The sequence below is a fragment of the Thermoleptolyngbya oregonensis NK1-22 genome (genome assembly GCF_032705245.1).
Classification (GTDB): Bacteria; Cyanobacteriota; Cyanobacteriia; order Elainellales; family Elainellaceae; genus Thermoleptolyngbya; species Thermoleptolyngbya sichuanensis.
On sequence record NZ_CP053540.1, the window covers coordinates 3,046,261 to 3,065,384 of the forward strand.

The window sequence follows — 19,124 nt, forward strand, 5'->3', positions numbered from 1 at the left end:
CATAGTCGTCACAAGGGGGCATCCCAGTTATGCAAACTCGCCCTTATCCCCCAACCCCTTCTCCCAAAACGAGAGAAGGGGGGCTGGATTCAAAGTCCCTCTCCCAGAGCAGGAGAGGGATTTAGGGTGAGAGTTACAAAAGTGGGATGCACTCGTCGTCACACGCTTTCCAGTAGTCGCTTTTAGTCGTAGCCAGTAGCGATTCAATGCACTTGCAAATACTTTGAGAAAATCATCTCAAATCCGATTTGAATCGCTTTTAACCCAAATTGGAACTGGGCAAAAGCGTTGTGTGATGATGGCAGATGTTACGAATTTGAGAGCGTGTTTTGCTCTCAAGTCCATCACCATTTGTGATCACCGTTCGTGATCGGCGAATGGGCAAGCTTAACAAATAAGTAAGGTCTGACCGAAACGGTTCAAACTTAGCAGTGCAATCTGAAAAGTTTCACCCGATGCTGCGCTAGATCTGGTACGAAGATACTTCGGCAAGTCCTACTGAAGGGACGCTTGCCAAACCTTCACCGTTCAGACCCTACCAAGCCAGACCCTACCAAGTCAGACCCTACCAAGTCAGACAATACCAAGCTAGACAATACCAAGCTAGACAATACCAAGTAGCGATAGGCACTCGTTTTAGTGTGCCATGACTTTTTTAAAGTTAAGCTAAATCCTCAATAAAAGATTTTGAAGCGATGAGTTGTAGCAATATTTCAACTTAATTTAATAGCAGTTTCAAGACTTTTCAAGTATGTCTGTTTGGCAGGCTTGAATCCTGTGAATGCTGCTCAGATTTTATAAAAAATTCAGATTATCAAAAATGCAGTAGCACGACTCAGGCTGAGGAGAAGCTTTGGGGAGATAACAATTGCGCCGTATTCGCGGCAGCCAGTCCCCGCGAAAAACCTCAACAGGATCGCAGGTGGGGTGCATCCCAGTTATGCGAGTTTGCCCTCATCCCCCAGCCCCTTCTCCCAAAAAGGGAGAAGGGGAGCCGGATTGGAAGTCCCTCTCCCGCTTTGGGAGAGGGATGTAGGGTGAGGGTTTACAAAAGTGGGATACACCCCGCAGGTACACTCACACTCTTGTTGATTCCTTTGACTCCGTAGATGGGTTAGCCAGCCCAGCGCAGAAGGCAGCCAGTGCTGTTGCGCGTCCTATCTACGTCTTGGCATTTTAACCAGTATGCTAAGACACGTTCACTAGCGGCTGCTCCAGCGGTTCGGCGGGCAGTGAACTGAGGGCGGCTGCGGTGGTGGGAGCCATCGGAACCGACAGCAGATCTCCCGTGAGCGATTGTGCCAGCAGCCTGCGATAGAGGTCGCTGAGGCGAGCGGCCACTGCGCTCCAGCTAAAGTTTTGCTGGACTCGCAGGGAGGCCTGACGACGCAGACGGTGGGCCCAGAGGTCGTCGCTGAGAATGCGGGCGATCGCCCCCGCAAAGCCGTCTACATCCTGTGGAGCCACCAGCAGCCCCGTTTCCTCCGGCACGACAGCAAACTTCAGCCCGCCAACATCCGATGCGACCACGGGCGTACCGCAGGCCATCGCCTCCAGCGCCACTAGCCCAAAGGGTTCAAACTGGCTGGGCACAACGCACACATCTGCGGCGGTGTAATACAGCGGCAGGCGATCGTGTCCGACCTGACCGACAAACTCCGTGACGGCGTTTAGCCCCAGTTCGGCTACAAGCGACTGGATGCGATCGCGCTCGGCCAGGCTCTCAGCATCGTCGGCCGCGCCCACCAGCAACAGCCGCAGCGGTTCTCCTGCTAGGGTATCCATTTGCTTGATTTGGGCACAGGCTCGCACCAGTGTCTCGATTCCCTTGCGCGGGTCAAACCGTCCCACATGCAGCACCACGTTTTCCGAGGGCGACAGGCCCAACTGGGCGCGGGCATCGCTGCGCGACATCTGGTGGAACACGTCCAAGTCAGTGCCACCGGGAATCACCTGCACGTTGCCGGGAGTGGCCACCAATTCCCGCAGGGTTTCTTGCTCTTGGGGGCTGGTTGCCACGATGCAGTTCGCGCCGACGAGCGTATGCCGCTCTACCGCCATGCGGTGGTCGGCAACCAGCGGCTTTTGCGCCATGCCTGCGTATTTAACCGCCGCCAGAGAGTGGTAGGTATGAACCAGTTGAATATTGCTCTCTTGCTTCAGTTGCAGCCCCACCCAGCCTGCGAGCCAGTAGTGGGTATGCACCAGCGGATAGTGAAATCCGTCCTTGGTCTGAAACTTGCGAAAAGCTTCGACAAAGGCGGGCATATGCTCCAACAGGCGATCGCGCGGGATAAACTCCTGCGGGCCAGCGACCAGACGAATCGTGCGGTGGTGGGGCGAATGCTGCACGATGGCTGGATCGTCGGGATTCGTCTTGCGGGTAAACACATCCACCTGCCAGCCAAGCTTGGCCAGCGCCTCGCTGATTTGATTCACGTATACCCGGCTGCCGCTGGCTTCTTCGCGCTGAAATTCCAGCGCCGGATCATTATGAACCAGGATGAGGGCGATCGCCTGCCGCTGGGGCCCAGCAGAAAACGTTGCCCTGGGATGACGCGATTGGGATACGGGAGGGGTCTGGGACATTGCTAACCTCGTAGACTTGGATATCGTACCGGACACCGCAGCCGAGCCAACCCTCTAGCTAGGACAGGATCTTCCTATCCGGTTGGTCTGACCTCGCCAGTGAACCATCGGCGAACCGCTAACAATTCTGCTAACAATCCTGAAATAAGCCGTGAGGTTCGTTAGGGTTCCTTTACACTGCCATATTGTGCCGTGTGGAGCGATTAAACGCTGTATCGAGCGTGCCGCTTTTTAAATTTTTCTCCAGGGGCATTGTATAGAGCAGAGGTACGCCAACAATGTGCTAGGTCACGACATGAGCGATGTCTCGGAAGGGGTGAACGAAAAAATCAGGAACACGCGAGGGTGCATCCCAGTTATGCAAGTTTGCCCTCATCCCCCAGCCCCTTCTCCCTTTTTGGGAGAAGGGGAGTCGGATTGGAAGTCCCTCTCCCGCTTTGGGAGAGGGATTTAGGGTGAGGGCTACAAAAGTGGGATACACTCATACGCGAGGGACGAACCGCCTGGAGTCGGCGTATCACCTTGCAATACATCTGCAAGGCAATAATGTCTGTAGCGCGAAGGGAAACACGTCAAAGCGTTATCAGTCAAAGCGCCATCACAGTTAAAGCGCCATCATCAGGGGAACTCAAACTACTTCAAGCGCGGGAATTGCGTTCCCGGACTAAAGTACAAAGAAAGCACGACGCTTTACAAAACTGACTCTGCAATTTACAAAACCAGAACCCGATGCAGGCGGCTTGTACCCTGTGCTGACTCTGGTCTGACTCTGGGCTGACTCTGGGCTGATTATGGGCTGACACGGGCTGAACTCAAGCTGGGGCCTGACTTGACCAGGGTCAACCTTATCTTGCGGCTTAGAAGCCAACTCTGCGGCAACCCGGATAGACTGCCATCCCTGCGGCACTACAGCGGCGCTACAGATATTAAGAGTGGTAACTTCAAAGCATCGCACGTTTGAAGGGTTGAGGCTTCGATCCTAGGGAAGAGTTCGCTCCTCAACCCTTGCTATAACCCCTGCTATTGGTCAAGGGTTACCCGGCCAGCTTTGGCTGCGGCAGGCTGAAAATTGCCGGACTGGTCAACGTGCGATCGCCCACCAGTTGGCGATAGACCTGCTCATAGCCATCGGTCATGCGCTGCACGCTGAAGTTTGCTTGAACATGATCTCGACAGGCCCGACGATCGATCTGCGGCACCTGGGCGATCGCCGCGATACACTCCTCCACCGAATGGCAGAGAAAGCCCGTCTTGCCGTGAGCAATCACTTCGGACGTGGACCCCAGTTCCATCGCCACGACGGGCGTACCCGCCGCCATTGACTCCACCATCACCAGCCCAAACGGTTCCCGCCAGGTGATGGGGAACAGCGTGGCGATCGCCCCGCCCATCAGCGCATTTTTCTGCTGATGATTGGCCTCGCCGAGATACTGAATCTGTTCGCCATCGATGTGGGGCTTAATCTGCTGCTCATAGTATTCCCGATCCACCACGTCGATCTTGCCTGCCATCTTCAGCGGATAGCCCGTTTTCTTGGCAATTTCGATGGCGTGATGGGTTCCCTTTTCGGGCGACAGCCGCCCCAAAAATGCCAGATAGGGGGGATCATTTGGCACAGGATGAAACTTGTGGCTCTCTACATCAATCCCGTTGTATACGGTGGCAACGTAGTTTAGCCCCAGGCGCGGCTCCCGCTGCGTGTTGGAAATGCTCACGTAGGGCTGCCGTCGGGCATAGGTGAACATCTTTTCATTGTCTGGCGTAAAAATGCCGTGCAGCGTGTGGACGGTTGGCGTTTTGACCAGATTTACATAGGGCAGCGCGGCACAGCCTACATGGGAATGAATTATGTCGAATTCGTCAGCCCGTTCGTAAACCTGAGCCAGTTCCAGCATTTCGTAAATGCCGTATTCTTTCACCGTGCTATCGAGCCGCAGCGCACGAGGATGAACCGATTCCAGATTCGCCAGCGTAATCGAATCTCCTGAAGCAAATAAGGTCACTTCATGCCCCCGTCGGACTAACTCATCCGTGAGCAAGCTCACCACCAACTCTGTTCCACCGTAGGTGGTAGGAGGAACTCGTTCCCAGAGCGGAGCAATTTGTGCAATACGCATAATTTGTCTCTCCTTTCACGAACATGGCTAGCCGTTTTGATTGGGCTATTCGGTCTAGGAAATTCGCAGGAATTTAGCAAGAATTCTCAGGAATTTGTGTCTGAAATGCGCGATGGAAGCAAGCGAGTCGGCAGCATCGGCCGCCAGCGTGATACCAGTTAGAAAACCGTTTTCCGCGAAAGTTGATAGACATGAGTAGAGGCAGGGAACCCTGAATCTTGAGCTTCAGCAAAATCAACAATTCTGCTCTTTATCGGATGTCCACAACTGCGGATGGTTTTCTTTTAACGGTCAACATAATGTCTCGTCTTGTGTCGCAACTTTATCAGATGTGTACAGCAGATCCACGCCCCCCAAGGAGGATTAAGAAGTTCCTAGAGGTGCATAACAGAATTTAAGAAATATTCATGTTTGAGGCAAGGCGGATATCTCTACCGCTGCGAATACGGATATCCGAATTGGGCGATCGCCCTCCATTTTGTTCTAATAGAAACCAAATCTCTGAAAGCTGCTTACAAAGAGGCTTTTGGGCGATCTCAATGACCTCAAATAGGAGAACTCGGTGCATTTTGACCGCGGTTATATCAAATACTAATGAGGCAATTAATCGTGTCGTTTGATACCGTTTTGCGCTGCCCCATTCCTCGATTTTTTCTCTTTTCGCTCTGCGTTATGGCGCTTTTCGTCGTTTGCCTTTGGGGGTTTGAACTTCTGTAAGTTGCGTCGTCTCAAGGCAAAGCTCAGCCAGCCCTAGATAGCGGATACCCGCAGGCGAAATCTCGAATCGACAGGGCAGCACTTCTAACCCCTGGGCGATCGCCCCCCGCAGCAGTTGCCCATAGACCGGATCAGCGCGATCGCCCGGCGAAAACCGGGTACAGTCGCCTCGATTAATGAAATACAGCATCACCGGTCGCGCCTGGGGCAGCAGCGCCGTCAACTCTCGCAGGTGCTTTTGCCCCCGTTCTGTCACGGTGTCGGGAAACAGCGCCAGGTCGCCCAGCGCCCAGGTGGTGTTTTTGACCTCGATGTAAACAGGTCGCCCATCAGCAGCCCCCGTCAATAAAAAATCGACCCGGCTTTTCTGATCCTGTCCGTAGGGCACTTCGCCCCGAATCTGCTGATAGCTGCCCAGTTGTGGAAACAGCCGTGCTTCCAGCGCCGAGCGGACGATGCGGTTGGGCAGCGCTGTATTCACCCCCACCCACGTTGGCCCGTTGTCGTTCACCTCGATCAGTTCCCAGGTATAGGCGAGCGATCGCTTCGGGTTATTGCTAGGCGACACCATCACGCGACTGCCAGGGCAATTGACCCCCGTCATCGGCCCGGTATTGGGGCAGTGCGCTGTAACGATCTCGCCGCTCTCTAGCTCAATGTCCGCGAAAAATCGCTTGTAGCGCCTGACCAACACGCCAGACAAAAGAGGCGGATAGGGATAAATCCAGTCCGTTTGCACCACTACCCGCCTTTAGCGATTTGCAGTTCCATTCAAAATGAAAAATCGGGATGACAGGATTTGAACCTGCGGCATCCTGCTCCCAAAGCAGGCGCGCTACCAAGCTGCGCTACATCCCGAAGCGAATTGTCGCCTTCCCTAGTATAGCGGACTGGATAGCTGAGTCGGAAGTTGGGGTCATAGATATTCCCACACACCAGATCACAAAGATCAAACAGACCCAGGACTGACGCACTTGCGATAGGCTTTCTGGATTTTGGGCAATTTCTCGCGGACGCAGCCCGCGAGAAATTATCCAACTGCGTAAGTCCTAAGATCAAAAGGCACAAAATTTGTGACCAGTCCCATCAGCCAAATGCTATACTAGTATTCGCCTGTAGAGGGTACTGTACGGCGAGCGTAGCCAAGTGGTTAAGGCAGCGGATTGTGGTTCCGCCATTCGTGGGTTCGAGTCCCATCGTTCGCCCTTGTTTCACGTCTTTATCCCACGCCAAGCTGAAACTCATCGAACTTGACCACGGGCGCATCTGGGGTGCGCGTGTCGAAGCGGTAGCTACTGATAGTGCCCGTGCCTGTGTCGAAAAGGGTGAAGGCGGTGATGTCGTTGCTGGAAAGAAACGGCAGCGGCTGTCCATCATCTCCCGTCACGGGCGCAAGGGTCGGCGTAATCGGTTCCAGCCCGCCCGGATCGCCCGCCGTCACGTAGTTTTCCAGGTTGTAGAATTGCGGGTTCAGATCGGGCAGCTTCCGGGGCTGCGGTTCCCAATAGGCCCCGTAGGTATTGCCCACGTTGGAGGTTTCCAGCAGGTGCAGACCCGCAGGCGTGCGGAAGCGGTTCCAGACGTGAGAATGCCCGTACAGCACCAGTTGCGCCTGCGCCGCCTCCAGCAGCGGCATCACATCCCTCAGCAAATAGTCGTCCGACTTTGGATAATCGTAGCGAATCACCGCAGGGCTGCCCTCGGCGTTGCGCTCCACTACGCGAATGGGGTCGGTATAAGGCGGCACGACATTATCCCCCAGGGTATGGGTTGGGTGGTGCAGCATCACGATCTTATAGCGGGCCTGCCGGAACTCCGGGCTGCTCAGCTCCTGCTTTAGCCAGTTGTATTGCGGGCTGCCCTTGCGGATTGGCTCAAAGATAATTTGCCCATAACCCCAGTCTTCGCGGCTATTGAGCTTGGCTTCGGGTTCGCGGAAGCGCCCCTTGGCGGAGGGGTCTAGGCTGGGCACGCGCCACAGGTTGGTGGCAAACAGCGATACCAATCGCACATCGCCAATGGTGGTGGCGTAGTAGGTTTCGCCGCCCTCTGGACTCTGGGGCAGGCTGAAGATTTCTTCGTAGGTGTCGGTGCTGAAGGCGGTGTTGTTTAGCCCGTTGGGGCCGTAGAGCCGCAGCGCTACATCACGGGGAATTGCGTCTTCAAATTCGCCGTTCAAGCTATCTAGGCGGCCGTAACGCCCCATGATTTCGTGGTTGCCAATTGCCACATACATTGGCGCGTGCTGAATGATTTCGCCGCCAGTGTAAACTCGCGTAGTGCCGTTGCGCTCCAGGGAATAGCTGGCGCGACCCTGGAGGCAGGGGAAGAATGCGCCGCCGCGATTGTCATCAAACCATTCCGAGGCGCGGTCGGGGATGTTCACCGTGTCGCCTGCTAAAAAGACCGCATCTACCTGTCCTACTGTCTCCACGACCTTTTGCAGGTTGGTGGCGGTCATGGGCATACTCTGGTGGTCGGAGGTGAGCAGGATTTTGAGTGGCGTACCGGGCGGCGGCAGGGGAGCCAGGGTAAAGGGGCGGCTGGCGATCGCCCGTGTGAATAGCCCATTGGCCCGCAGGCTGGCGACGCGATAGGGAACACGCTGCCCCGGTGTCAGGCCCGTCACTTCGGCTTCGTGCCGCCAGATGTCGCGGGGCGTGGGCTGCTGATAGACCTGGCCGGGTTCGGTCTGTTGGCCGACGCGCGATCGCTGGTCTTCGCGCACGCGGGATAGCTTTGTGGTGGTGGCGATCGCCCGCTGCGTGAACCCGTCGCCATATTCCACCCGATGCTCGCCGCCCTCAAACTCGGTAAACCAGACGACGCGGACGCTGGTCGGCGTGGGCAGTTGCAAAAACGGGTCAGTGAGCAGCGTGGCAGCGGGGCGATTGGTGGCGACACAGCCATAGGTCAGCGTCAGGACGAGCAGGATGAGAAAGGGCGATCGCCACTTTCCAACGAAGCTTCCTCGCATATCCCATCGAACACGCAGGAAAAGATTCCTGAAAGCGTTCCTAAAGGCGTTTCTAAAAGCGTTCCAGGAAGCATTCCAGGGATGATTCCACAGGTTGTTCCAATGTTGCCACTTGGGGCGCATGATCGGCATAGGGTAAAGAAGGCAAAAATTGAATCTAGAAGGCAGAGTCAATTCACGCTGCCTTTGCACCTCAATTTTGCCAAATTCACCGCCAGTGCATCACCTTTTTGGGATATCGCGTTTGGATGTCGTGATTCAAAACTTTTAGCGATTCAAAACATCGTTGCGATGGGCAACCGATCCCACAATTTCCACCACCTCGTCAATTAGGGCTTGGGGAACCTCTAGCTCGACCAGCGTGGCGACCAGATCTTCGGCGATCGCATCAAAATGGTGATCCGTTAACCCCATCTCCGCAACTAGGCTGCTGTGGGCATCTCTCATCGGCCGACCGTTCCAGTGATTAGCCCCCCCAAAGGCGTAGGTCATAAACGCTTTTTGATGGCGCTTTTGCTGTGCCATGTCTGTATGAGCAAAGAAGTGTTGAACCCGCTCATCTGCCAAAACCTTCTCGTAAAACTTCTCGACTGCTAAATCCACCGCCGCCGCGCCGCCCAGTTTTTCATACAGCGTGTTCATGGAAATGTCTCCTCTGGCAGGTTGTTTTTAATGTCCCATAAAGTATTTTGGAAAAGCCGAAATATTCAACAATGTTGACCTAATATCCAGAGCTTTCTGAATAGTCTGTATAGTCTGTGATAACTGTCCCTGTGCTAAGAACCACGAAGGGGTAGCTCGAATGGCAGCGCACTTTACGCTCCACTGCGAGGCATACCCCTCTTTCCTCTAGCAAGTCAGTGACTTAGGTACAGGCAGTCCAAGTTGGCTAGGTTCTGTCTTAGAAGCTGGCTTTCCAGGCGCGTCGCGCTCAAAGCTTCAAGCCCTATCTTTGTGAGATACACCTAGCGAGATACACCTAGCGATTCATATCCTCTACTAGGGAGGCGATCGCCTGCTCAACTGCCCGACTCATTAACTCATCTTCACGGTTTCTATCAGAGCCGCCGCCAATGCCGACGATGGAAACACTGGAAGAGCGATCGCCCGCCGAGCCTCTCCCACGCATTGTGTCCACGATAGCGCCATCTGCCGTGCTGATCATGCGAGCCGTTAACGCGACATTGGCAGTGGTTTCCCGCTGTCCTACGCCGATTCCTAAAAATCCGCCCCCTGACCTTTCGGTAGATATATTAAACTCCGTGACCGAACCCATAATCACATAGTCAACGCCGAGTTCGCGGCCGATGGCAACGGCTGTGGATACGTCAGTAACAAAGCCCTGCCGTCTTCCGCCAACTATGCTGTTGTCTAGAACGATGTAGTCTCCTCGATCCACTAGGGCATCGACAATCAAATCGCTAATGCCCGATGCATTTCCCCGTCTCCAGTAAGACCAATAATAGTTAGTGTCGCTGGTTGCAGAATAGTCAAAATCCAGAACCACAACCCGCTGCCGCTCTCGTTTGCTCGCTTCGACTTGTACAGGAGCAGCAGTTGCAGGGGATGCAAGCATGAGCAAATCCATTCCCCCGATACACAAAGTTCCAGCAAACAGAATCGCAAGACCAGATTGCAAGTGACTCATCGCTCTTTTGGGCATAGAAATTACAGAGTGAATACGGATATCGTGCGCGACGATCATCAGGGCAGGGCGATCGCCCTGCTTATTGCTGGCAAAGGGTTAACCCCGACTGTTGAGGATTTAGTATTCAACAGGTCAGGGTTTATAGCTCGCCAGATTTATCATTCCCGGATTGGACTGCTACTTCACAGAAGTTCTGCGTCGAGGAGACGCACTGGCAAACCTGCTGCCAATCTCTTCCCCCCGTGGTAGAAGAACCTCTGTTAGACCAAAACATTGCTTTTGCCGGAGGACAACCCGTGCATTTCGTACTTCAATAGGGTGGGAACTGAATGCGGGGCGGTAAGGCGTAAGGCAGGTATGGTCAATCCTTCCAGAACATCTTTTAAGGCAACTTTTAGAGCAAAAAGTCCGTCGCGACCGCTGGTGCGCTGGCTGGATCGTGCAATGGCGCTGGTGGTGCTGTTGAACTTGCTGCTGGTGTTGGTGGATACGAGCTATATCCCGCTGCGCGACTATTACCTGCGATTTTTTCCGCAGTTCACGGCCTGGTATGGCGAAACCTATAAGGGTATTGAGCCGCATCGTGTCACCGAGGGCTATTTGGAGCAGGCGGCCAAGCTATGGGACGCAGACTTGGGTTCGCCAGAGTCGGAGGCGCTGCTGAGAAATTTGCGCGATCGCAGCGATGAGCTAATCGACGAAAACCCCTTCAACCTGGCGGGAAAAACAGGGCAACTAGAGCGCCTCAAGCACCGGATGCGGCGGTTTGTGGGCACGGACTCGTCGCGGCAGGCGTTTCGCACCTTTTGGAGCCGCGCCTATCTGGAGCAGATTGGCGAAGACCGGGCGATCGCCTTTTTTGACCGCGAAATCGAGCCACTGCTCCAGCGCAACTACTATCGCGGTGTTGGCGAAAACGGGCGACCCATCGACCGCTTTTGGCGCATTGACCTCTGGTTTATGGGGCTATTTGCGGTGGATCTGGGCCTCCGGCTGTGGCATCTCTACCATCGCTATCGCCGCACCAACTGGTTTGATGTGATCCTGTGGCGCTGGTATGACCTGCTGCTGTTTCTGCCGATTTGGCGATGGCTGCGTGTCATTCCGACGGTGGTTCGGCTGGATCAGTCGGGGCTGCTGCCGATGCGATCGCTCCAAAGTCGGGTCAGTCTGGCGATCGCCAGCTACTTTGCCGTGCAACTGACCGAGGTTGTCGTGCTGCGGGTGATTGAGCAGGTCCAGGAGTTTTTGCGGCAGGGCGGGCTGACCAAGCTGCTGCTCGATCCTGACACGCGGATGCGATACGTAGACGTGACGGGTGTTAACGAAGTCGAAGAAATCGCCCGCCAAATCACCCATCTCACCGTGCATCAGGTCTTGCCTACCCTGCGCCCAGACATCGAAGCGCTGCTGCACTACACGCTGACCAGCGTCTTGGAGCAATCGCCGGTCTATCGGGGTCTTAGCCGGATGCCAGGGGTCAACGCGCTGCCCCAGCAGATGAGCGAGCGGCTGGTGTCTAATGCGACCCAAACGGCCTACGGCAGCCTAGTGACGGCGCTCGACGACCCCAAGGGCGTAGAGCTAACCCGAAATTTGGTTGATCGGGCGGGTAAAACCCTGCGGCAACAACTGCGCGAAGGCGACACATCCCGCGAGCTAGAAAACCTGCTGGCCGACCTGCTGGAAGAAATCAAGATTAGCTACGTTCGCCAGATTTCGGAACAGGATATTGAAGCGCTGCGCGACAACAATCGCCACCTGTATGAAATTGCTCAGGCTGGCTTCTTGCCGCCCGACTCGGAACATTCCTCGGAACATTCCGATGCGTAAGTGTTTGCCGAATAATTTGCCAAATAATTTGTGGTCATGAATCGCGTGGGCAGCGATACCGGGCATTAATTCTGTCTAAACATGACAGGATTCAAAGCAATCGCTAAGAATATCCACACATCTTGACAATAGCCAGCACCTCTCACCGAGCGTACTAGAATATTAGATCGACTTTGTGTCGTGACTGAAGCCGTAAAATAGACCCCGAAAAGACCCCGAAAACAGCCGTTGGGCAGCGCCAGTTAGCCCCGCAAAGCACTTAGTTCACTGGGATTCTAGATCCGGAGATCCAGCTTTGTAGAGGTTGGTTGGGCGATCGCCCCTTCGACTGATTCCGATTGTTGCCAGGGCTTTGCCACAAGTCATGGCAAGCATAATCCACGCCAGCTAATCTCTCTCCTTTAACCCCCAATCCTTAGTCCTTAACCCCTGACCTACCATGAACTCTGCCATTCGGTTTTTGATGTGCCCGCCCGACCACTACGACGTGGATTATGTGATTAATCCTTGGATGGAGGGCAATATCCACAAATCCTCGCGCGATCGCGCCGTTGAGCAGTGGCACGGGCTGTATCACCTGATCAAAGACCGGGCAACGGTGGATCTGGTAAAGCCCCAGGTTGGGGTTCCCGATATGGTATTCACCGCCAACGCGGGGCTGGTGCTAGAAGATAAGGTCGTCCTCAGCCGCTTCTATCACAAAGAGCGTCAGGGCGAGGAGCCGTTTTTCAAAGCCTGGTTTGAAGAACAGGGCTACACGGTTTATGAACTGCCTAAGGATTTGCCTTTCGAGGGGGCGGGCGATGCCCTGCTGGATCGGGAAGGACGCTGGCTGTGGGCGGGCTATGGCTTCCGCTCGGAGCTAGATTCCCACCCGTTTTTGGCGAAATGGCTGGATATCGAAGTGCTGTCGCTGCGGCTGATGGACGAGCGCTTCTATCACCTCGACACCTGCTTTTGCCCGCTGACGGACGGCTACTTGCTCTATTACCCGCCCGCGTTTGATGCCTATTCCAACCGCCTGATCGAGATGCGCGTGCCCGCCCACAAGCGCATCGCTATTGAAGAGGCCGATGCGGTGAACTTTGCCTGCAATGCGGTCAACATCGACCGGGTAGTCATTATGAACAAGGCCAGCGACAGTCTGCGCCAGCGGATGCAGGATCTGGGCTTTGTGCTGTTGGAAACGCCGCTGACGGAGTTTATGAAGGCAGGCGGTGCGGCCAAGTGTCTGACGCTGCGGGTGACGGAGCCGCTGGAGCCGCTGCACCAGGCGATCGCCGCTGTGGAGAGCCGCGTGATTCAGCTAGAGGGACACCTGCTCGATTCGGGTTTGATCAACAATGCGCTGGATCTCATTGTGGAAAGCGGCGGCAGTTTCCAGGTGCTGAACTTCCGTCTGGGCGAACAGCGCCAGAGTACGTCGGCGGCGGAGGTGAAGGTGTCGGCTCCCTCCCACGACGTGATGGAGAGCATCATGTCGGGCTTGATCGACATGGGCGCAGTGCCTCAACCCCAGGAAGTTTGCGACAACCCGCTGGAAACCGTGACGCAGGACGGCGTTGCGCCCGACGATTTCTACGTCACCACGATTTACCCGACGGAGGTGCGGGTGAACTGTGAGTGGGTGCGCGTGCAGAACCAGCGCATGGACGGGGCGATCGTGGTGTCGCAAACGCCGGAGGGCCCCAGGGCAGAGTGCAAGCTGCTGCGGGATCTGCGAGTGGGCGATCGCGTCGTGGTGGGGGTCGAGGGCATCCGCACCGTCCGCAAGCCCGATGCCCGCGACAGTCGCAACGGCAGCGGCTCCAGCGACAAGGAATTCAGCTTTATGGGGTCGGGCGTGTCGAGTGAGCGCCGCGTCGAGCTAGTGGTTGAGCAAATCGCCTGGGATCTGCGCCGGATTCGCGACCAGGGCGGCAAGGTGGTGGTGGTCGCGGGCCCCGTGGTGATTCACACAGGCGGCGGCGAACACTTGGCGCGATTAATCCGCGAGGGCTATATCCAGGCGCTGTTGGGCGGAAATGCGATCGCCGTTCACGATATTGAACAGGCGATGATGGGCACGTCGCTGGGTATGGACATGAAGCGGGGCGTGTCGGTGCGCGGCGGCCATCGCCACCACCTGAAGGCGATCAACACCATCCGTCGCTGCGGCAGTATTGCCAATGCAGTAGAACAGGGCGTGCTGACCAGCGGTATCTTCTACGAGTGCATCAAGCACCAGGTTCCTTTCTCGCTGGCGGGGTCGATTCGCGACGACGGCCCCCTGCCCGATACGCAGATGGACTTGCTCAAAGCCCAGGCAGAATATGCCGAGCTAATTCGCGGCGCAGACCTGATTCTGATGCTGTCCTCCATGCTGCATTCCATCGGCGCGGGCAACATGACCCCGGCGGGCGTGAAGATGGTCTGCGTGGACATCAACCCGGCTGTGGTGACGAAGCTGAGCGATCGCGGCTCGGTGGAATCCGTTGGCGTGGTGACGGATGTGGGTTTGTTCCTCAGCCTGCTAAACCAGCAGTTGAGCAAGCTCACCAGCCCCTACCGTATTGCTCAGATGGTCTAGGAATTGGAGGGCGATTCCCGTCGGGATTGCTTCGCGAATCGCGCTCTCTGTTCTACCAGCCAGGAATCCTGCTGCTCCCAATGCCTATGTCCACGCCCCATCCGCTTACCATTCACACCCACGGCAGCGGCTACCCGGTGCTTTGTCTGCACGGACATCCCGGCGCAGGCAGCAGCATGGGCGTGTTTACCCAGCATTTGGGGCAGCGATTTTGGGCGATCGCCCCTGATCTGCGCGGCTATGGCCAGAGCCGGGTGACGCAGCCGTTTGTGATGGCGGATCATCTCACGGATCTGGAGGCGCTGCTGGATCGGCTCCAGATTCAGCGCTGTCTGGTGCTGGGCTGGTCGCTGGGGGGCATTTTGGCAATGGAACTGGCCCTGCGGCTGCCCGAACGGATTAGCGGGCTGATCCTGGTGGCGACAGCGGCCCATCCCCGCAGCAGCCATCCGACCATTTCCTGGCAGGACAATCTGCTGACAGGCGTGGCGGCGCTGATCAACTCGTGGCAGCCGGGAAACCGCTGGAATATTGAGCTGTTTGCCAAGCGATCGCTGTTTCGCCACCTGATCCAGCAGCACACGCGCACGGCCTACGAGTACATTGCCGCCGATGCCGTGTCTGCCTACCTAAACACGTCGCAGGCGGCGACTCGCGCCCTCAACCAGGCCATTCGCGCAGGCTATAACCGTGTGCCGGATTTGCCCAACATTCGGGTTCCGGCGCTGATGCTGGCGGCAGAGGGCGATCGCCACATCACGGCGCTTTCCAGCGAAGAAACCGCCCGCAAACTGCCCAACTGCGACTGGCAATGCTACGCCCGGGCCGCCCACCTGTTTCCCTGGGAAATCCCTCAGCAAATGCTGCAAGACATTGACGCTTGGCTGGCGCGGCATCCAGAAGTGGTTAGCCCCTCTGCACCGTTGGCAAACCCGCAAAGCTCCTGAAATCAGGAGTCATAATTCATTCTTCCGCCAGCGCCACGAAGAACGAACACCGCCGCAAGCCCCGTCCACACCTGGCTGGCAATCCAAACAGGACTTACGCACTTGTAAGTTTTCTGGGTTTTGGACGATTTCTCGCGGGCGCAGCCCGCGAGAAATCGTCCAACTGCGTGAGTCCTACCAAAATCCAAAATCCAAAATCCCCAACTTTGTCCCTCTGCCTGCTCAACAAAGGGAGGCTTTGATGCTGAAATAGAAGCATGGGGCTGACACGGCGCGAATTTTTGCAGCGGAGCAGTGGGGCGATCGCCATCGGTGGGGCGCTCGGCAGCGGCCTGTGGGCCTGGGGCGATCGCGCTGGGAAAGTGCTGGCCGCGCCGACCTCGCGCAAGCTAGCCCTGCTAATTGGCATCAGCCAGTATCCCGAAGCCGTGAGCGATATTCCCCCTGTGAAAGGCGGGCTGCTGCCAGGATCGCTGACGGACGTGGAAATGCAGCGACAGGTGTTGCAGCACCGCTTTGGGTTTCAGCCTGCGGATATGGTGACGCTGACGGATGAGCAAGCCACTTGGGCAGGCATTACGGAGGCATTTCAAGCCCATTTGCTGGAGCAGGCGAAACCCGGTGATGTGGTGGTGGTTCACATCAGCGGGCTGGGCAGCCGAGTGCGCTCGGCGACCGATCCAGAGCAACTCTGGGACAGCATCGTGCCCATCGATGGCGGCCTGCCCACGAGCGATCGCCCCCTGATTGCCGACCTCACCCGCGCAACGCTGGAACAGTTAGTGCGATCGCTCCCCACCTCGCAGGTGTTGACGCTGCTGGATTTGGGCTTCTCGAACCTGGGCACCTCGCTCCAGGGCAACCTCCGGATTCGGGCCCGCCCCAATGCGCCCACGGGCGACCTGCATCCCCAGGAACTCGCGCTGCAAGAGTCGCTGGGCGATCGCCTCCGGGTTGCCAAGGCAGCTCTTTCGGGCCCGCTGCCAGGGCTATTCCTCACCGCTGCGGCCCCCGGCCAGGCGGCGCTAGAAGGTCGCTGGAGTGGCTTTAGTGCAGGTCTACTCACCTACGCCCTGACGCAATATCTCTGGGATGCCACCGCAGGCACGGCCCTCTCGACAGTGCTGACTCAAACCAGCAGCAGCATCAAGCGGCTGTCGGGCGCAAACCAGGAGCCACAGGCAGACGGTACGCTTAGCCGCGACGGAGCCAGTGCCTATCCGCTTGTGCCTGCGGAAGCCGGAGCCGACGGGGTGATTCTGGTCGCGCCGGACTCTGCTCGGACGCTGCGCCTCTGGGCGGGGGGACTGCCACCGTCTGCCCTCAGCGCCTATAGCCCCGGTTCGCTTTGGGAAACCCTCGGCAGTGCGCCGCAACTGCTGCGGGTGCAGAGTCGAGACGGGCTGACGCTGAAGGTTTTGCCCGTGATCGAGGGCGCGTCCGTAGAGCCAGGACAGCCCGTGCAAGAGCGGGTGCGCCTGCTGCCCCGCAGCGTGGGGCTGACTATCGCCCTCGATAGCAGCCTGGATCGGATCGAGCGGGTGGATGCCACCAGTGCCTTTACGGCGGCGAAGGTGTCGCTGGTCAACGCGGGCGAACAGTCGGCCGACTATCTCTTTGGCAAGCGTCGGGCGGTGGAAACGACGGTAGCAGCAGTATCGCTGTCAGAGTTGCCCAATCCAGCCGTGCAGACGGACGTGCCCCCGGCCCAGCCCGTGCTGGAGATGCCCAGTTCACCTGCCAGCCTGGATGGAAAGTATGGTCTGTTTTATCCAGGGCGCGTGCCGCTGGGCATTGAGCTATCCACAGCAGATGAAGCGGTGAAAACAGCGGTCAATCGCCTCACCCCCCAACTGCGATCGCTCTTTGCCATGAAGCTGCTGCGGCTGACGGTGAATGCGTCGTCCTCGCGCCTCAGCGTGCGGGCGATTTTGGAACAGATCGGGCCGGGTTCTACCACCGCTCGCCCCCTGCCCATCGTGCAGCAAGAAACCGTCAGCATTCCCAACCGCCTCAGCAGCAAGCGCCTGGGGGCAGCGGTCGAATCCGGCGCACCCGTCCCCGCAGGCAGCACCCTCCGCTATCGGCTGCAAAACGCAGGCGACCAGCCGCTCTACGGCATGTTGATGGGGTTGGATAACACGGGCCAGGCGATCGCCCTGCCCCTGTCTACCAGCACCGAGCAGCCGCCGCTGTTGCCCGGATCGAGCTTGACGCTGCCCGCCGAACCCTCTCCGGGCTGGGTCGTGCCCAATGTGCCCGGTCTGGCAGAAACCTTCCTCATTCTCAGCGTGGCTCCCTTTCGCCGGACGCTGGCCGGGCTGCCCATCGCCCCCGGAGCTATCCCCCGACAGGCGATCGCCCTCCCCAACCCCCTCGATGTGGCCCAGTCCATCCTGCAAGACCTGCACGATGCCACCTCTGATGCCACTTCTACAGACAGCCCTTCCTTAGGCAATTTTCCGAGCAATTTCCCAGGCGACTCCTACGCCTTGGACGTAACGCGCTGGGCGACGCTGCACCTCATGTACCGGGTTGAAGCAACGGCCTAGCGGAAAGCCAGCGGCCGAGACTGAACGAGATTTAACGAGATTGAGTCCAGGAAAATCACTGGCTAATAACTAGGCCGCGACCCCAGTTTGCCGAGTCGATCGACTGGCCAGAAGCGCACCACCGCCCGTCCGATAATATTCTGGCGAGGCACATAGCCCCAAAAGTGGCTATCGTAGCTGTTATTGCGGTTGTCGCCCAGCACTAGGAACGAATCGGCAGGTACAACCTCTGGGCCCCACTGATAATCAGGCGGCGACTGAATGTAGTCTTCTTCGATAGGCTGGCCGTTGATCAACACGCGCCCGCCCGTTACCTGCACCGTTTCACCAGGCAACCCAATCACCCGCTTGATAAAGGCCTCATTGAGGCTAGGGTTTTGCTGCTTGAGCGCCTCAGTGGGGTGAAACACGATGATGTCGCCGCGTCGGGGTGGGTTGAAGTGATAGCTGATTTTTTCCACAATCAGGCGATCATTCACCTCCAGCGTCGGCAGCATGGACTCGGAAGGGATATATCGCGCTTCTGCCACAAAGGTGCGAATGCCCAGCGCCAGCACTACGCTCAGGCCAATCGTTTTGATCCCTTCCATGAGGGGGCTGTCGGCCTTGGGCTTGGGGGCAGCCTGCTCAGCAGGAGGCGTTTGAGGAGTGGGGGAATCAGATTGACTGGACATCTGCGAGTCTATGTAGTTAGTAGTTGATGTACTTGATGAGGTAAACGATGAGGTGAACTCAGAATCGGGTGAGCCTAGAAATCTGAGGACGGTCTAAGAGAGTGTTTGAAGTCTAAGAGGGTGTTTGAAAAGGTATCGCCTGTAATGTTAAGCACTCAGAGATCCCCCCAGCCCCCCTTAAAAAGGGGGGAAACCGCCTTAAAGTCCCCCTTTTTAAGGGGGATTTAGGGGGATCTTGCACGCTTTGCTACAAACAGTAGGACGTTTCAAACATCCTCTAAGGTTAGGGATTTAACCCAAGTCAGCCGTAATTTCAGACGTGTAGCCGTTAAGTACAGCCGTTACGGTTTATGTGGGTTAATGCACAATCATCACGATAGACCACTTTCCAGCAGACGACACCTTTTCTTTAATCCCAGTTTATCCGAGGAGCAGATGTACCTTTTAGCTCTGGCGGAGGCTAACACAGGTGTTCTGTCTGAAAAGTCAACACTAAAGTCA

At 56.8% G+C, this 19,124-nt stretch carries 11 protein-coding genes and 2 tRNA genes; 5 read left to right on the forward strand and 8 right to left on the reverse strand.

Annotation, left to right across the window (positions count from 1 at the left end; translation table 11 throughout):
* Nucleotides 1–1,188: 1,188 nt before the first annotated feature.
* From HNI00_RS13030 to HNI00_RS13045, 4 genes are all read right to left on the reverse strand, one after another.
* The gene (locus HNI00_RS13030) at nt 1,189–2,589 is read right to left on the reverse strand and encodes a glycosyltransferase (protein ID WP_316786798.1); all 1,401 of its coding nucleotides are present in this window, start codon (nt 2,587–2,589) and stop codon (nt 1,189–1,191) included.
* Nucleotides 2,590–3,623: 1,034 nt separating this feature from the next.
* The gene (locus HNI00_RS13035) at nt 3,624–4,706 is read right to left on the reverse strand and encodes a glycosyltransferase family 4 protein (protein WP_316786800.1); all 1,083 of its coding nucleotides are present in this window, start codon (nt 4,704–4,706) and stop codon (nt 3,624–3,626) included.
* Between the two features lie 670 nt (nt 4,707–5,376).
* Nucleotides 5,377–6,162, reverse strand: coding sequence for a DNA/RNA nuclease SfsA (gene sfsA, locus HNI00_RS13040; protein ID WP_316786801.1), 786 nt, complete (start codon nt 6,160–6,162; stop codon nt 5,377–5,379).
* Nucleotides 6,163–6,207: 45 nt separating this feature from the next.
* Nucleotides 6,208–6,281: transfer RNA gene (locus tag HNI00_RS13045), tRNA-Pro, on the reverse strand.
* A gap of 274 nt (nt 6,282–6,555) precedes the next feature.
* On the opposite strand from HNI00_RS13045, the gene HNI00_RS13050 reads away from it, so the two are divergent.
* Nucleotides 6,556–6,628: transfer RNA gene (locus tag HNI00_RS13050), tRNA-His, on the forward strand.
* Nucleotides 6,629–6,642: 14 nt separating this feature from the next.
* Here HNI00_RS13050 and HNI00_RS13055 read toward each other — a convergent pair.
* The 3 genes from HNI00_RS13055 to HNI00_RS13065 all read right to left on the reverse strand — a co-directional run bounded on the left by HNI00_RS13055 (nt 6,643) and on the right by HNI00_RS13065 (nt 9,976).
* Nucleotides 6,643–8,400, reverse strand: a complete 1,758-nt coding sequence (locus tag HNI00_RS13055) for a purple acid phosphatase family protein (RefSeq protein ID WP_316786803.1) — start codon at nt 8,398–8,400, stop codon at nt 6,643–6,645.
* A 267-nt stretch (nt 8,401–8,667) separates the two neighbouring features.
* Nucleotides 8,668–9,042, reverse strand: coding sequence for a group I truncated hemoglobin (locus HNI00_RS13060; RefSeq protein WP_172356514.1), 375 nt, complete (start codon nt 9,040–9,042; stop codon nt 8,668–8,670).
* 337 nt (nt 9,043–9,379) lie between these two features.
* On the reverse strand, nt 9,380–9,976 hold the full coding sequence (locus tag HNI00_RS13065; protein WP_316786808.1) for a CsgG/HfaB family protein: 597 nt from the start codon (nt 9,974–9,976) through the stop codon (nt 9,380–9,382).
* A 495-nt stretch (nt 9,977–10,471) separates the two neighbouring features.
* Between HNI00_RS13065 and HNI00_RS13070 the strand changes: the two genes are divergently transcribed.
* The 4 genes from HNI00_RS13070 (at nt 10,472) to HNI00_RS13085 (ending at nt 17,949) form a co-directional block, all read left to right on the forward strand.
* Entirely contained in the window at nt 10,472–11,881 is a 1,410-nt protein-coding gene (locus HNI00_RS13070) for a hypothetical protein (RefSeq protein WP_316786810.1), read from the forward strand.
* Nucleotides 11,882–12,320: 439 nt separating this feature from the next.
* On the forward strand, nt 12,321–14,450 hold the full coding sequence (gene argZ, locus HNI00_RS13075) for a bifunctional arginine dihydrolase/ornithine cyclodeaminase (RefSeq protein WP_316786812.1): 2,130 nt from the start codon (nt 12,321–12,323) through the stop codon (nt 14,448–14,450).
* Between the two features lie 86 nt (nt 14,451–14,536).
* On the forward strand, nt 14,537–15,397 hold the full coding sequence (locus HNI00_RS13080; RefSeq protein WP_316786814.1) for an alpha/beta fold hydrolase: 861 nt from the start codon (nt 14,537–14,539) through the stop codon (nt 15,395–15,397).
* A gap of 257 nt (nt 15,398–15,654) precedes the next feature.
* Complete coding sequence (locus HNI00_RS13085) at nt 15,655–17,949, forward strand: caspase family protein (protein ID WP_316786816.1); 2,295 nt, start codon at nt 15,655–15,657, stop codon at nt 17,947–17,949.
* A gap of 62 nt (nt 17,950–18,011) precedes the next feature.
* Here the strand turns inward: HNI00_RS13085 and lepB are convergent, their stop codons facing one another.
* Complete coding sequence (gene lepB / locus HNI00_RS13090; RefSeq protein ID WP_316786818.1) at nt 18,012–18,623, reverse strand: signal peptidase I; 612 nt, start codon at nt 18,621–18,623, stop codon at nt 18,012–18,014.
* Nucleotides 18,624–19,124: the final 501 nt, after the last annotated feature.